The sequence below is a fragment of the Nitrospira sp. ND1 genome, from assembly GCF_900170025.1.
Taxonomy (GTDB): domain Bacteria; phylum Nitrospirota; class Nitrospiria; order Nitrospirales; family Nitrospiraceae; genus Nitrospira_A.
Genome location: NZ_FWEX01000006.1, coordinates 452501 through 466076 on the forward strand (window position 1 = coordinate 452501; position 13576 = coordinate 466076).

A 13576-nucleotide genomic window follows, 5' to 3' on the forward strand; every position below is an offset into this window, starting at 1 on the left:
TTTATTCGGTCGCATGTTCGCCATGCCTCCGCGTGAGACAAATTACTTCACAGAAAACAAAAAATTCTACGTGGTGAATTACTCAGACTCCCCTTTTAACGTCTCTCGCGAGCTTCGACAAGACGAATGGCGCCTCTCGGTGAAGGGAGAAGTGAAGAAACCCCTGTCTCTTGGCTGGCGAGAGCTATTAAACCGCAATAACTTCGAGCAGATCTCTACTCTCATGTGCATCGATACATTACCCGGAGGCGATAGCCTCGGGAACGCACGCTGGAGGGGGATTTCCCTCAAGAAACTCCTACAGGAAGCGGAGATCGATGAAGAAACCACACGTGACATTGTCTTCCGCGGAGCGGACGCCTACGACGATAGCATTCCGCTGACGCGCGCCATGCAGGATGATGTGATGCTCGCGTTTCTCATGAACGGCGAGAAGTTACCGAAGGAACACGGCTTTCCGCTGCGCCTATTGGTACCTGGACTCTACGGCATCAAGAATGTGAAATGGATTGTGGAAATCGAGGCCTACGCCGGGGATTATCGAGGTTATTGGCAACGAAAAGGGTGGACCGATGACGCCACCATCAAGACATTTTCACGCATTGACTCCCCCGGACACTACCAGACGCTACGCGGCCCCGAGCAGCGATTCCGCGGAATTGCCTTTGGCGGCCCACACTCCATCAGCCGAGTGGAAATCAGCCTGGATGCCACGAGAACGTGGGATTCCTGCGAGATTGAAACGCCGATGTCGCCCTATTCATGGGTCATTTGGAACTACACTTGGCGCCCCTCGAAACGGGGCAAGTACCAGGTCGCCGTTCGCGCGATCGATAGCAAAGGGCAACCTCAGATCGCCGAACTCATTCGACCGCAGCCGGCCGGATCGAGCGGACTACACACGATTGTTGCGGACGTGGAAAGCCTCTAACCGAGCAGTCGTTTAAGTACGTAGTTCTACACTCATACGCACGTCCAATTCCCGACATCGGCAATCTTACCGCGCAAACGACAATCCAAGACCAGAGCGGCCGTAAAAGACGGTACCCGCAAGACAGCCGCCTCTGCCGAACATAAGCGGCGGCTCGCACAGATCATATTCAAGCAAATGCGTCCCCACTGCCCCCTCCTGCGCGATCAGGATGTCGCGGTACCGGTCCGCCACAACCAGCGCTACTCTGGTGAGGATGCTAGTCTCCCCTACTTGCGCGCCAACAACGATCGGAATACCTGCCGCCTTCGCACGCGCGGCGACCGTGCATGCTCTTAGCAGACCGCCCATCTTGGAGACGCGAATATTTAGAATCCACAAGGAAGGCTCGCCTTCAATCAACGGAAATTGACCCACATTCACAAAACTCTCGTCCAGAATAATCGGCACGCCACAGTGCCGGGAGAGTGCCCGACACCCCTCGTAATCGCCGACCCGCAGCGGCTCTTCCAGAGCGGTAAATGAGCCCTGTAAGCTCTGAATATACTCGCAGGCTTCATCCACGCGGTGCCAGCGATTGTTGGCATCAAGCCGCACGCGAAGGCCTGGTGTGCCCGCAGCCGTGAGCGCCGCTACACGCTCACGATCGGCATCCAGATCGCCCATGACCTTGAGCTTGAAATCGATAAACCCTGCGGCAAGATACTGTCGCAGCTGTTTCTCGAACGAGGAAAACTTTTCCCCGCCTAGTACCGCCGAGTACCGAAATGGCCCGGACAACGGCGTGCCGCCAAGCACCACTTCAATCGGCTGTTCCAGCTCTTTTCCCAATAAATCCAGGCAGGCCGTTTCAACCGCGCACCAGGCCGCCGGATTGCGGTCGATCAGATCAGCATGCGCGGTTCCCCACGTCTGCAGATCATCCATCGATGAACATGTCATCCATTCGGCCCGGTGGCTGCGGAAAAACTCCTGGGCACTAGCCACGGTTTCGCCCGTTACGTACTGCCGCGGACAACCTTCTCCCATCCCCACCAAGCCACGAGCAGACTCTGCGCGAACCAGCACCGCCTCGGTCTTGGCTCGTGTAGCCGAGGCATGCGTAAAGACCTGCCGGAAGGGGATCTCTAAGGATGTCATGGTCAAGCTACGCATGCGCATCACGTCATCACCTCCCCATGCCGCTCAAAATCGAAGGTGGAATCATGGGCGTATTGGAGGCGAATGAGCTTGAACTGCGCCTCGCGCTGCCCCTTGCTGACGCAATGTTGCCGATAGACATCCCCGGTTCCAGGACGCAACTGGAGGACGTGAATCGGCTGCAGCCGCCCACTTGCACGCTTGGCCTTGAATTCGATATTCATCGACGAGAGCCGCTCCTCCACGAGGATTCCCAGATCACCCAGTGACGAGGCATGTTCTAGACACAGGGTGTAGCGAGAATTCTCGACGTCGGCCAACATGACAAAAAATTCCGAGCTCAGCCCACGCGCGATCAGAACCTGCCCCACGGCCTCGGTGACCTGATGTTCATAGAGCTTTTCCCCCGTGATATTGGTCACACCCTTCCCTTTTTGGACAAAGCGGATCGTGGGCGTCCGATTGAAGTACCCCGTCACTTCAATGATATCGTTCATCGCATACCGGTACAGACCGTTCCTGGTTGTCACAATCACGGTGTATTTCCGGCCCGCCTGCAGCTGCTGGAGCAGGACCAGCTCAACATCTGATGCTTCGTCTCCAACCTCCACAAACTCAAACAAATTATCCGCTAGGGTCGGCACACATCGGTTGTTGAGCACGTCCACATTCACCGTCCCCAAACATTCGCTCGAGAGATAGCCCATTTCAATAATCCTGGTCTGTGGCGACAACAGCGACCCTAGTTTGGGTATCAGTACCGCACAATTTCCACCAGTCCACGTCACCACGGCCCGCAAGTTCGGCCAGAGCGTCGCACAATCCAGGGCCTCCTCTTGCCCGATGAACACCCGAAGCTGTGACAATCTCGTTGAACTGATTGGAAGCTTCTCAAATGGCGGCAGACAACCCCCTCGCGTCTCGCCGGACAACGCCTCCAGCAGTAGCGCATACTCCCCGCGAATCACCTCCAGCAATTTCAGAATCGTCGACGGATTAGGTGTGGCCAGCACTGAAAGAGAGGAATCCGCCAGCGCTCGGACTGCGATATTGAAATAGCGCTGCCGATAATCCGACGCTGCGGATTCGCCGCCCCGAAGTATGCTTTTTCTCCGAATGGCGGCTGGCAAACAATCGAACATCAAGCCCGACATCGATCCGAACGGGGTGCCGCCAGGCAAGTGGCCCTCGATGGTTTGCCCGCTGATCACCAGCACGCGACCTTGGTAGATGGCCGGCACTCCCTGCCATTGCGCATAGGCACACAGGCCCTGATAACGGCGTATCGCTTCGACCGTTTGCGGGAGGATCGGGATGTTCTTCGGCACTCCCGTCGTCCCGCTAGTTTGCGCAAAGAGGATGGGCTGGCCGGAGGTAAGAAGCGGCTCCCTGCTCTTTTCCTGCACCTCAATGGCAGGCCGCAGGTCTTCGTACGTACACACCGGCACCTCGCTGGCAAACTCCTCGTACCTGCGCAAGGACCCGAACCGATGCTTGCGCCCAAAGGCCGTGCCGGCTTGTCGCGCCAGAATATCCCGAAGCGCAGCCTGCTGAGCCAGCTCCGGGCAATGGGTATGGGCAATAAACGGATTCCAATCGCGATACTTCGTAAGGGTCAGTGAGAGCGACAAGGCAGGATCATGGAGAAATCTCAACATCCCGGCTCTCACACTGTCTGCTTATCAAGGCCGGGGGTAAATGGCGCAGCCATTTGATCTAGAAAACCACGAGGGTACTGCCGATTCACCAAGCCTAGCGCACCCACCGACCCGTCAGCTGGCAGGTAACGGGACCCGAACACAACATCCCAGACAATCAAATGATTGCCGTAATTGTGATTCGACTCCTCCTTCTGCATGGAATGATGCCATCGATGCAGTTCCGGTCCACTGACCACATAATTCAGCCATCCCAGCCGCACATCCGCGTTGGAATGCTGAAAGAACCCGTTCACGGCGTACCACACGAAGTACAGGCCCAACACGTCTTCCTGGACGCCAAGCGCGAGGAACGGCAGCGCATCAAAGACAAATTGGAGGCCCTTGTCGATGGGATGAAATCGTCCCACGTTGAGCGTATAGAGCCGCTGCGGCGCATGATGCACCGCGTGAACGCGCCAGAGAGGCTCCCACTCATGGCTGAGCCGATGCAGCCAATAGCGCAGGCCATCGACGATCAGCACCATCAACATCGTCTGCGTCGGAACCGGCCAGTCATGCGGCCACCACACAGACATACCCCAGCCCCGTCCGTGGAGAACATCAAAGATTACAAACACCGACGCCGCCGCCAAGGCCTTCGGCAGGATGATATGCACGAGTGCCAGAAAGGTCGAATCCTGAACGACCTCAACCCGCGACGGCCGCCAGTCAGATCGATAGGGCAACGTCGCCTCCAGCGCCATGATCAGCAACGTCCCGAGCGTGACCGGTAGATAGGTCGCCGGCAGCACCCCCGTGCCCATGTGAAACAGCACAAGATTGCCGATTACGCAGGCCAGCAAGATTGAGGGATAGGCCCCATATCGAAGCAGAAGGATCACGCCGCACCTTCCGAGACTGGTGCGACCGAACAGGATCCGCTTGCCGTATGAAAGGAGCCACTGACGAGCAGGAAACTAGCCAGCACCAGATGAAATAACGTCGGTACAATGGCGCCGAACCAAAAATGATTCGGTGCGACGGTGAGCCCAATCAACAGCCGAATCCCCATCACGACGAAGTAGACCCACCCCAGCACCAGGAGCAGCCGGCCCTTTTTCCCTGAAGGGACCACGGTCCCGGACAGAAAACTCCACACGACACGACCGCAAGCGACAAGAATGATCAATTGGAGCGAAACGAGCAGCGGATACGGAAGCGCTCCGCTCTGCCAGGTTTCGAATGGCGGCAGCGAGGTAACCGGCGAGTAGGCTTGAATCAGCTGTGCCGCCACACGGAAGAAGAACAGAAGCAGCAGCCCGAGTAGCAGCCAACCATAGGGGTGAGAGATTCGCCGGCCTGACGATGCATCAGCCATGGCCCCCTTATTCTATGTCGCATCCAAGTGCAGACAAGAAAAAAGAGATTCTTCAGAGGATTCAACCTAGGGTTTGGGGGCTGGTCCAGAGGTGCGAATGAGTGCAGGACACGCAGGATCGTCGGAGAGAAGGAGAACGGTCGCACAGGGAGACGCCATGCGCTCCATCGTTCGCATCGATGGGGTAAGACTGGGCCTGCGCACACGCCGGCCCTACCGGCCGGCGTCCATACGGGCATTAGCAAAGGTGTTTGCAAAGAGCTCTACCATCGCACGCACCCCTTTTCGGACGGCATCGGAGACTTCGTCCCTCGGCCCGTACCCGAGAATCGCTTGATTCCACAGGCTCCCCGGCGTTTTTTGTGCAGTGTACGACCCCGCGTTACAGTCTACGTGATAGGCGGCAATATACTGTTCGCCCACCGTCCAGACCTCGCAAGTAAAAAATCCAAGCTGGTTGAGCCGCTCGGGAGCGTCGGAAGAAGGACCACTGGACGATTCGAGCGCAATCCCCGGCACCTTATTGAGCAGCGTCGCCCTCGTCACATCGGTCAACTCCGCTCCATTGATGCCAAGCTTCTCAGCCGTTCCCTGGGTTTGCACTTCAACCGCCACGAACTTTTTAATGTGTCGCATATCGGACAATGGCACGGACTCCGGATTGGCACCCAGCGCAGATACGGTCGGCAGAAGACCGATCCCACACAGCACCAGCAACAAGGACACCCTGCCCACGGCGATTGTCTGTGACCTCATCGTCACTCCCCTCGTTCGACTCACAGCATTCAACGCTTCCACCCTCCTCACGCCCTCATCTGAGATCCTTCCGATCAATCCATGCTCTGGAACTTCAGCATCACTCCATGATTCAGCGACAATGCGGCCCATCTTAATCCTCTTCAACTCTTTTTCCAACGCACGGCTCAACAATCCCGCCACTACTCCACCGCCCGCTCCAGCAGGGTCCCAACCGGATCGAGTCTGGCCGCCAACTCTGCCGCTAATCCGTGCCGCACCGGCAAAAGCGCAGGAGCATTGTACGTGAGCCATACTCGGCCGACCTGGTCTTGCCATGCCAAGGCCTTCATCGGCAAATCGATGGCCACCGTGGGAGCCGCCAGCATGAGCGCCGTGCCGCCTCTGGGATTACCAAAGAGCAGTAATTCCGTAGGGGGCATTTCCAACCCGACCTTCCGCGCCTCGTCCGCATGATTGATGCGAGCGAAGAGAAGCATTCCCTTGTCGGTGACGGCCCGTGCGATCCGATCGATCGTCTCAGCAACCGTATAGTGACTTTGCTTTGTCACAAGCGTGTCGTCGGCATGAGCTGGGGACATACGGACTAAGAGCCCCAGCAGGACGCCACACAGACCGACGATGATCCGATCACAAGTGTTCATGTGAGCTGCCTCCTTAACCCGGACTATTCATGAATACCTGCTCCGGCGTCCGATCCTCTCGCCCGGCGAGGCTTGTCTCGGACGCCTCGCGAGAGCATTCATGAATAATCCGGGTTAACGCCCTGCCATCAGGTACGCCTCTCTCAGGAATAACCATAAATCTCAGCTGTCTCTGCTTTCGTAAGTTCTCGCCACTCACCGGGCAGGAGCGCCCCCAAGAAAATCGGGCCGATCGCAACCCGCACCAGTCGCAATGTCGGATGGCCTACCGCTGCCGTCATCCGTCGAACCTGGCGATTCATGCCTTCGCGCAGAGTGAGCTCCAACCATGCGGTGGGCACATGCTTTCGGAATCGAATGGGCACTGGCCGCTCCGGGATCTGAGGCGCTTCCAGCAACAGACGAACCCGAGCAGGCTTCGTGCGTCTTCCGCCGACCACCACCCCTTGTTGCAGGCGCTCCACGGCAGCCGCATCGGGGATACGCTCAACCTGTACAAGATAGACTTTGGGAAGATGGTGCTCGGGATCGGTAATGCGATGGGCTAACGCCCCGTCCGAAGTCAGCAGCAGCAGGCCTTCGCTATCCCGATCCAATCGACCGGCCGCATAGACGCCAGACACATCGATGTAGTCGCCCAGGGTCTGACGCCCCTCCGGATCGGTAAAGCAAGGCAGCACATCGTAGGGCTTGTTGAACACCAGCGTGCGGGCAGTGCGGTGAACCGTCATCAGAACGGGACTCTCCGTATCGCCGCAATCCTTCGCCTCATCACAGAAGTGGACGGACAGCACCGCAACACGATGAAGGAGTGCGTGTGACGAATGACCAGTAACGAGGGACCTATCGCGGCACCGCGACTAATCAAGTCGCCGGAAGCGCGCGGAGTATTCCTCATGAGGAACCGGTGTGCTGAAGAAGGCGGATTTACTCTGATTCATGATGCGGGTCTTGACGAGCAGACTTCCGTCCCCTTCCAGAGTCAATTCCTGTGCGATGTCGGAAATGTTGCGGAGGGGCTCTTCGGCTACCCCGCCTTCCGAGCGGGTCCGGTGAATTCGGATCTGATTGCGATCGCAGGTGACCCGATCCTCCGGCTGTAGATCCAATTGATGGGCCGTGATGGCGCCATCAAACCGGTTGACCAGTTCCAGGGTGTCCTCATGGACCAATTCCACGCGCACGGCCTCCTGCGCGAGATCCGCAGGCACCGCCACGCCCAGCATGGCATTCAAGGTGAGCTTGTTGTCCCGGTTCCGGTAAAAATTCATCGTGCCGGGGAGTGGCTCTCCCTGAAGCTCATACGTTCCGCCGATCTTGGGACATTCCGGCCACGCCAGGCTCGGCTTCAAGGTCGGAGGGAGCGGCGTTCCCGGTGACTGACAGCCGGAGAGGCTAAGCAGCCCCGCCAACGCCAGAACAATAAAACGCGCCCGAGTTGGGGCTTGTCGATGCATCGGGTTGGTCACAGTGGTCATGGAATGAGTCTAGCGAAGCGACCGTTGGCCTGTCTAGTCCGATTATGCAGGCTCATCTGGACAACCAATCCGGTGCGTCAACGTGAGACAATCAGCTACCGCCCAGCACGGAGGCGCAGGCTGAGGCCCTGCACTCACGCCCACTGCCAGCACCACAATCGACGAACGGCTTATGAGTATTGCGCGTTAGGGACACCCCAGGCTTGCTCAAGTATGACAAATGTGGTTCCATCAGCGTGCCCTCATAGTCCTCGACGAGACGTTACGAGCCTGATATTCACCAAGGAGTCCTGCCATGCGATGGGAAGGTCAACGCGAGAGCCGGAACATTGAAGATCGTCGAGGGATGGGTGCGGCCAGGTCCGGCGTAGGCCTTGGATTAGGGGGCATCGTCCTGGTCCTCGCCGTGAGCTTCCTGACCGGAACCAATCCCCTGACGCTGCTCAACTTGCTCAACGGCGTCCAGGAAATCACCCCGCCATCCGAACCGGAGCGCCCGAGCCCGAAGGGTGCACCGCGTGACAGCCTCGGCAAATTTGCCTCCGTGGTTCTGGCCGACACCGAAGACACCTGGCGAGTTCTGCTCCCTCGATTGGGCAGTACGTATGAAGATCCTCAGATGGTCCTCTTCACCGGCACAGTACGATCCGCCTGCGGCACCGCCTCGTCCGCCGTGGGCCCGTTCTACTGTCCCGGCGATCAGAAGGTCTATCTGGATCTTTCCTTCTTTGACGAAATGGCCCAGCGACTCGGCGCGCCCGGCGACTTTGCCCAGGCCTATGTCATCGCGCACGAGATCGGGCACCATGTCCAAAACCTGCTCGGCATTGCGGGGAAAGTCACCCGACTTCAACAACGTGGCTCGACGGCAGAGCATAATGCGCTCTCCGTGCGCATGGAATTGCAGGCCGATTGTTTTGCTGGCGTATGGGGCTACCATGCCCAGCACAACCGAAACCTGATCGAAGCAGGCGATTTCGAGGAAGGACTGCGAGCTGCCGCCGCAATCGGTGATGACCGGCTTCAGAAGATGGGGCAAGGCCACGTACAGCCGGAAAGCTGGACCCACGGGTCATCCGAACAACGCATGACCTGGTTGCGGCGCGGTCTCCAGTCCGGCGATCCCAACAACTGTGATACCTTCTCCGGCGGGCGCACCTAGTTCCGCCACACTTCGTGAGCAAAACGAGTTCCTGACCGGCTATCTCCTCTCAGCCGGCGCAGCCACTGGCGACATATTTATGGGGAATCCCCAAAAACCGGCTGGTCATCAAAACCCGATACTGATCCCGCCGCCCGACCGGCTTCCGCCCCCGAAACCGACGCCGCCGAACACGTTCCACCAAGGTCCGATCACCCGGCGGTCATCCACCTGCCTGGAATCCCATCGATGCAGATGCTTCACATCCAGCGTCGGAAAACGATAGTCCGCCTCATCTATTTTTTCGACCGCCGCGCCCGTAATTTCGCCGACAATCGTCACCCTGGTGCCGTCCGTCATCGTGGCCGGATCGAGGAACTCTTTCTGAAGCGCCAGGAACCGCCCTTTCGACTCCATGCGGTCGGTTACTGGCCCCTGCTCGTCATCGAGCGGGAGCTGCAGCACCTCCAGTTGAGTACCACCCTTCATGGCTTTCGCCTTGAGCACTTCACCGGCCCACACTACGACCTTCCCGCGATAAGAATCGGGGGCTTCCAAGACCTGACTGAACGTCACGGCCTTATCGACTTGCGGCTCAAGCGATTCGGGAATGACCGACGTCGCGCAACCGGCGGCCACAGCGAGCAGGCCTAGTATCAGATACTGTCTTGTGCCTAGCAGCATGAGCTCAGTATAGCGCCCGTCGCAAGAGGATGCCACGGCGGAATCTCCCCTCGACCTGACGTTCGCCATCACTGACGCACGACCACATTTCATCCGCTCCGGCCTCTAGGCTATACTGCATCTCTGACGACATCCTCACGAAAGGAACGGTTCCCTATGTCGCGTTCGTCACTCGATTACGTCAAACAGATTGTGCGGGGTTCGCTCGGTATGATGGCCGCTGTGAGTCTGGCCACAGGCCTCTTCACGAACGAGGCGGCAGCCATCGAGGCCACGATGCTGGAGCGCGCCAAACTGGCCACCATCGGTGTCCTGGAGGACACGCAAGACCAACGCACACCGGATAAACCGGGCAAGATTCTGGTGCGTGGAACCGGCTTTCATCTCCGCGACGGCTACATTGTCACCGCCCGCCACGCAGCGGAAAAGCAAGATGTCACGACCGGCACCGTCATCCAAAAACAGATCCACGTCCTGACCACCGACCTCCATGAAATCCCCGCCGATCTTGTCGGCGACAGCGCGTTCATGGACGTCGTGGTCTATCGCGTCGCTGAAGCCCATCGCGCGAAGTTGCGCGCAACGGTCCCCTTTGCCTCCGGCGACGTGCAACCGGGGCAAGAAGTCTTCACCGTGGGCTACCCCATGGGCTGGGGCCCGACTATGTCGTTCGGACACCTGGGCAATACGAACACCTTCCTCCAGACCGTGGACACCAGATTGATTCAAGCCGACGTGGCCGCGTGCAGCGGCAACTCCGGTGGCGGCCTCTTCAACGACAAGGGTGAAGTGGTCGGCATCATGCACGCCATCATCCAGACCGAACGGGACGACTCGACCGCGCATTGCAGCCGCATGGCCTTTGCCATTCCCGCGATGCTGGCTGAACGGATCGTCACCGCCGCTCTGGACGGCAAGCCCATGGCCTTCTCGAAGATGGGCATTCACATGGTCGCCGTGAAAGACGGCACCAGGTGGCGCATGGCGGTGAAAGACGTGATGGAACCGGCCAAGTCCGCGGGCATTGAAAAACACGACATCATCATTGCCGTCGATGATACCGATATTCAGGATGCCGCACATTTAAAGAACTATTTGATCGAACGAACCAAGCCCGGGCAACAAGTCAGCGTCAAGGTCCGCCGCATCGATACCAATCTGACCTTTACGGTAACGCTGGCAGGTGGATGATCCAACCTGTTACGACAGGCCAGGCAGGGCTTGATACCAGCCGTTGGCTTGGGCGAGCACGATGGGACGGTCAAAGAGGGTGCTGATGCGGTCGTCGGTCAGCAGGTTTAGTTTCGGGCCGTCGGCCAGTATTTTGCCCCCCTTCAGAAAGATCACGCGATCGATCTCCGGTGGGATTTCGTGCAGATGGTGGGTCACAAGCACAACGGTCTTGCCTTTATGAATCTGTGTGCGCACGAGGTCCAAGTACTGGAAGCAGGATTTGAGATCGAGCCCGCTGGTCGGTTCATCCAGGACAAGAACCGGCGGGTCGTGAACCAAGGCTCGCCCAAGAAGAAACCGCCGCTGCTCCCCTGTCGAGAGCTGCCCGAAGACACGCGTGGCGAACGATTCGATGCCTAGCTCCCGCATCACCGCATCTGCCCGGCTTACCTGGTCTCGCGTAAACGTCTGATGGTCGTAAGTGTCGTTACTGGCGTAAAAGCCTGAGAGGACGACATTGCGCCCCTCGGCACAAATCAAATAATCCCGCTGCAGATCGTAAGAGACGATGCCCAGTTTCTTGCGCACATCCCACACGCTCCAGCGTTCCTCACCGAAGAGCCGCGTGCGCGTCTCCTCTAAAGCAAGAGGATGAACTTCACCGGATAACAACTTGAGGAGCGTAGACTTGCCTGCCCCATTGGGGCCGAGAATGGCCGCAGGTTCGCCCGCATTGAGCCGAAAGGAGAAATCGGAAAAGACGCGGGTCTCGCCCCGGTACACCGTGGCATGTTGAATGTCGAGAATCGGGAAAGGGATCGCCATACAACAGGTTGGATGCTGACTGCGTAAGCTAGTGCATATTCACTAGAACAGGCCCTGTCGCGTACCGCCGACCGTCTTCCCGGCCCGGCGAGACTGTTCAAGCCCGGCACGTGCCAGTGCGTCCACCCGTTCGTTGTCCGGATGACCGTTGTGACCCCGCACCCAGTGCCATTCCAGCTTGTGACCGGAAGCGAGCGTATCGAGTCGGCGCCACAAATCCTCATTCTTCACCGGCTCTTTGCCGGCGGTTTTCCACCCGCGCCGCTTCCAGCTATGAATCCATTCGCTGATCCCCTTTTGCACATACTGCGAATCGGTGTAGACGCGCGCCTCCACCGGCTGCGTGAGCGACTGCAACGCCTCAATGACGGCAAGCAGTTCCATGCGGTTGTTCGTCGTGGCCGGATCTCCGCCGCACATTTCCGTTTCGGCGTTGTCTATGCGCAGTAAAGCCCCCCAGCCACCAGGTCCTGGATTCCCGCTGCAGGCCCCGTCGGTATAGATTTCGATCATTGGCTCAGAGTCCTCTTCTGTTCATCATCAGGTACCATGACCGACAGGTCGCCCGCCGCTCAAGAAGCACCTTCCGCCGATCACACACACGAGTCAGACCGAAGACGACTCGGCTTCGCAGGATCAGGCTTGATCTATGCGTTTGGTTTCTTACTCACCGGAACAGCACCATACGGTGAAGAACTCGGAATCTTTGGCGTCGCCGTCTCCACATCGGCGTTTTGCGCGCGATGCAAGAGTGCGTGATCCATCAGCACCAGGGCCATCATGGCTTCAGCAATCGGCGTGGCCCTGATACCGACGCAAGGATCGTGACGCCCATTGGTTTCGAGGGTCACCGGGTTGCCCTGCTTGTCGATGGAACGTCGCGGAATACGGATGCTTGATGTCGGCTTGATGGCGATGGTCACGACCACATCCTGCCCGGTGGAAATACCGCCGAGAATGCCGCCGGCATGATTCGTCACAAACCCTTCAGGCGTGAGTTCATCGCCATGCTCCGAACCCCGCTGCGCGACCGAGGCGAACCCTGCGCCGATCTCCACTGCCTTGACCGCATTGATGCTCATCATGGCGCCGGCCAGGTCAGCATCCAGCTTCGCATAGACCGGAGCACCCCACCCGACCGGCACATGCTCGGCCATGGCGGTAATCTTTGCGCCCACGGAATCGCCGGCCTTCCGCAACTCGTCCATGAACGATTCAAGCTTCCCCACCACCTCGGCATTCGCCGAAAAAAATGGATTGGTGTCCACCGTTTCCCAGCTCTGAAAGGGAGCTTCGATCGGCCCGAGTTGACTGAGGTAGCCACGGATGACAACACCGTGCTTTTCCTGCAACCACTTCTTGGCAATCGCAGCCGCCGCCACTCGCACGGCCGTTTCACGCGCCGAAGATCGTCCCCCGCCGCGATGGTCGCGGATCCCGTACTTCTGCCAATAGGTGTAGTCGGCGTGGCCCGGTCGAAAGGTGTCGAGGAGGTTGCCATAGTCACGGCTGCGCTGGTCTTCGTTCCGGATCAAGAGGGCGATGGGCGTACCGGTCGTCTTGCCCTCGAACACCCCGGAAAGGATTTCAACCGTATCGGATTCCTGCCGCTGCGTGACGTGGCGTGAGGTGCCCGGCTTGCGCCGGTCGAGATCCCGCTGAATGTCTTCGGCGGATAGCGCAAGGCCTGGCGGACACCCATCCACCACGCAGCCGATCGCCGGTCCGTGGCTTTCGCCGAATGACGTGACGGTGAAGACTCGGCCCAACGTATTGCCGGCCATGG

The 13576-nt window shown here is 58.6% G+C and carries 15 protein-coding genes (1 of these 15 only partly in view); 3 read left to right on the forward strand and 12 right to left on the reverse strand.

Features of this window, described 5'->3' with window-relative positions; genetic code table 11:
- On the forward strand, positions 1–931 hold the 3' portion of the coding sequence (locus NSND_RS06665) for a molybdopterin-dependent oxidoreductase (protein WP_080878251.1). 98 nt of this gene lie to the left of the window's left edge; 931 of the gene's 1029 nt are visible here — the last part of the coding sequence; the start codon falls outside the window, past its left edge; its stop codon occupies positions 929–931.
- Positions 932–997: 66 nt separating this feature from the next.
- Here the strand turns inward: NSND_RS06665 and NSND_RS06670 are convergent, their stop codons facing one another.
- From NSND_RS06670 to NSND_RS06705, 8 genes are all read right to left on the reverse strand, one after another.
- On the reverse strand, positions 998–2092 hold the full coding sequence (locus NSND_RS06670; RefSeq protein ID WP_080878252.1) for a mandelate racemase/muconate lactonizing enzyme family protein: 1095 nt from the start codon (positions 2090–2092) through the stop codon (positions 998–1000).
- On the reverse strand, positions 2092–3729 hold the full coding sequence (locus tag NSND_RS06675) for a GH3 auxin-responsive promoter family protein (RefSeq protein WP_080878253.1): 1638 nt from the start codon (positions 3727–3729) through the stop codon (positions 2092–2094). Before NSND_RS06675 ends, NSND_RS06670 begins: the two co-directional genes overlap by 1 nt.
- A gap of 8 nt (positions 3730–3737) precedes the next feature.
- Positions 3738–4613, reverse strand: coding sequence for a sterol desaturase family protein (locus tag NSND_RS06680; RefSeq protein ID WP_080878254.1), 876 nt, complete (start codon positions 4611–4613; stop codon positions 3738–3740).
- A complete protein-coding gene (locus tag NSND_RS06685) occupies positions 4610–5089 on the reverse strand; it encodes a hypothetical protein (RefSeq protein WP_080878255.1) in 480 nt (159 codons plus the stop codon). The genes NSND_RS06680 and NSND_RS06685 overlap by 4 nt, the downstream gene beginning before the upstream one ends.
- A gap of 213 nt (positions 5090–5302) precedes the next feature.
- Positions 5303–5845, reverse strand: coding sequence for a hypothetical protein (locus NSND_RS06690; protein WP_143833444.1), 543 nt, complete (start codon positions 5843–5845; stop codon positions 5303–5305).
- A 182-nt stretch (positions 5846–6027) separates the two neighbouring features.
- On the reverse strand, positions 6028–6489 hold the full coding sequence (locus NSND_RS06695) for a DUF302 domain-containing protein (RefSeq protein WP_080878257.1): 462 nt from the start codon (positions 6487–6489) through the stop codon (positions 6028–6030).
- A gap of 143 nt (positions 6490–6632) precedes the next feature.
- On the reverse strand, positions 6633–7220 hold the full coding sequence (locus NSND_RS06700; RefSeq protein ID WP_080878258.1) for a pseudouridine synthase: 588 nt from the start codon (positions 7218–7220) through the stop codon (positions 6633–6635).
- Positions 7221–7349: 129 nt separating this feature from the next.
- Entirely contained in the window at positions 7350–7967 is a 618-nt protein-coding gene (locus tag NSND_RS06705) for a hypothetical protein (protein ID WP_080878259.1), read from the reverse strand.
- Positions 7968–8262: 295 nt separating this feature from the next.
- Here NSND_RS06705 and NSND_RS06710 point away from each other — a divergent pair, with 295 nt between their 5' ends.
- Positions 8263–9129, forward strand: coding sequence for a KPN_02809 family neutral zinc metallopeptidase (locus NSND_RS06710; protein WP_080878260.1), 867 nt, complete (start codon positions 8263–8265; stop codon positions 9127–9129).
- A gap of 108 nt (positions 9130–9237) precedes the next feature.
- Here the strand turns inward: NSND_RS06710 and NSND_RS06715 are convergent, their stop codons facing one another.
- Positions 9238–9792, reverse strand: a complete 555-nt coding sequence (locus NSND_RS06715; protein ID WP_235000189.1) for a Slp family lipoprotein — start codon at positions 9790–9792, stop codon at positions 9238–9240.
- Between the two features lie 156 nt (positions 9793–9948).
- Here NSND_RS06715 and NSND_RS06720 point away from each other — a divergent pair, with 156 nt between their 5' ends.
- A complete protein-coding gene (locus NSND_RS06720; protein WP_080878262.1) occupies positions 9949–10983 on the forward strand; it encodes a S1C family serine protease in 1035 nt (344 codons plus the stop codon).
- 9 nt (positions 10984–10992) lie between these two features.
- Here NSND_RS06720 and NSND_RS06725 read toward each other — a convergent pair whose 3' ends face one another.
- From NSND_RS06725 to aroC, 3 genes are all read right to left on the reverse strand, one after another.
- Positions 10993–11790 (reverse strand): ABC transporter ATP-binding protein, encoded by a 798-nt coding sequence (locus NSND_RS06725; RefSeq protein ID WP_080878263.1) that lies wholly within the window; start codon positions 11788–11790, stop codon positions 10993–10995.
- Between the two features lie 42 nt (positions 11791–11832).
- Complete coding sequence (gene rnhA / locus NSND_RS06730; RefSeq protein ID WP_080878264.1) at positions 11833–12303, reverse strand: ribonuclease HI; 471 nt, start codon at positions 12301–12303, stop codon at positions 11833–11835.
- A 134-nt stretch (positions 12304–12437) separates the two neighbouring features.
- Positions 12438–13574: a chorismate synthase gene (gene aroC, locus NSND_RS06735; protein WP_080878265.1), complete on the reverse strand. Its 1137-nt coding sequence runs from the start codon at positions 13572–13574 to the stop codon at positions 12438–12440.
- Positions 13575–13576 lie beyond the last annotated feature (2 nt).

What these genes read in the sequence shown, in the direction of transcription:
- NSND_RS06705 (WP_080878259.1), bottom strand. Translation starts at nt 7,967, where the DNA reads ATGACCACTGTGACCAACCCGATGCATCGACAAGCCCCAACTCGGGCG.
- NSND_RS06670 (WP_080878252.1), bottom strand. Translation starts at nt 2,092, where the DNA reads ATGCGCATGCGTAGCTTGACCATGACATCCTTAGAGATCCCCTTCCGG.
- NSND_RS06675 (WP_080878253.1), bottom strand. Translation starts at nt 3,729, where the DNA reads ATGTTGAGATTTCTCCATGATCCTGCCTTGTCGCTCTCACTGACCCTT.
- NSND_RS06700 (WP_080878258.1), bottom strand. Translation starts at nt 7,220, where the DNA reads ATGACGGTTCACCGCACTGCCCGCACGCTGGTGTTCAACAAGCCCTAC.
- NSND_RS06685 (WP_080878255.1), bottom strand. Translation starts at nt 5,089, where the DNA reads ATGGCTGATGCATCGTCAGGCCGGCGAATCTCTCACCCCTATGGTTGG.
- NSND_RS06715 (WP_235000189.1), bottom strand. Translation starts at nt 9,792, where the DNA reads ATGCTGCTAGGCACAAGACAGTATCTGATACTAGGCCTGCTCGCTGTG.
- NSND_RS06710 (WP_080878260.1), top strand. Translation starts at nt 8,263, where the DNA reads ATGCGATGGGAAGGTCAACGCGAGAGCCGGAACATTGAAGATCGTCGA.
- NSND_RS06695 (WP_080878257.1), bottom strand. Translation starts at nt 6,489, where the DNA reads ATGAACACTTGTGATCGGATCATCGTCGGTCTGTGTGGCGTCCTGCTG.
- NSND_RS06690 (WP_143833444.1), bottom strand. Translation starts at nt 5,845, where the DNA reads ATGAGGTCACAGACAATCGCCGTGGGCAGGGTGTCCTTGTTGCTGGTG.
- NSND_RS06720 (WP_080878262.1), top strand. Translation starts at nt 9,949, where the DNA reads ATGTCGCGTTCGTCACTCGATTACGTCAAACAGATTGTGCGGGGTTCG.
- aroC (WP_080878265.1), bottom strand. Translation starts at nt 13,574, where the DNA reads ATGGCCGGCAATACGTTGGGCCGAGTCTTCACCGTCACGTCATTCGGC.
- NSND_RS06725 (WP_080878263.1), bottom strand. Translation starts at nt 11,790, where the DNA reads ATGGCGATCCCTTTCCCGATTCTCGACATTCAACATGCCACGGTGTAC.
- rnhA (WP_080878264.1), bottom strand. Translation starts at nt 12,303, where the DNA reads ATGATCGAAATCTATACCGACGGGGCCTGCAGCGGGAATCCAGGACCT.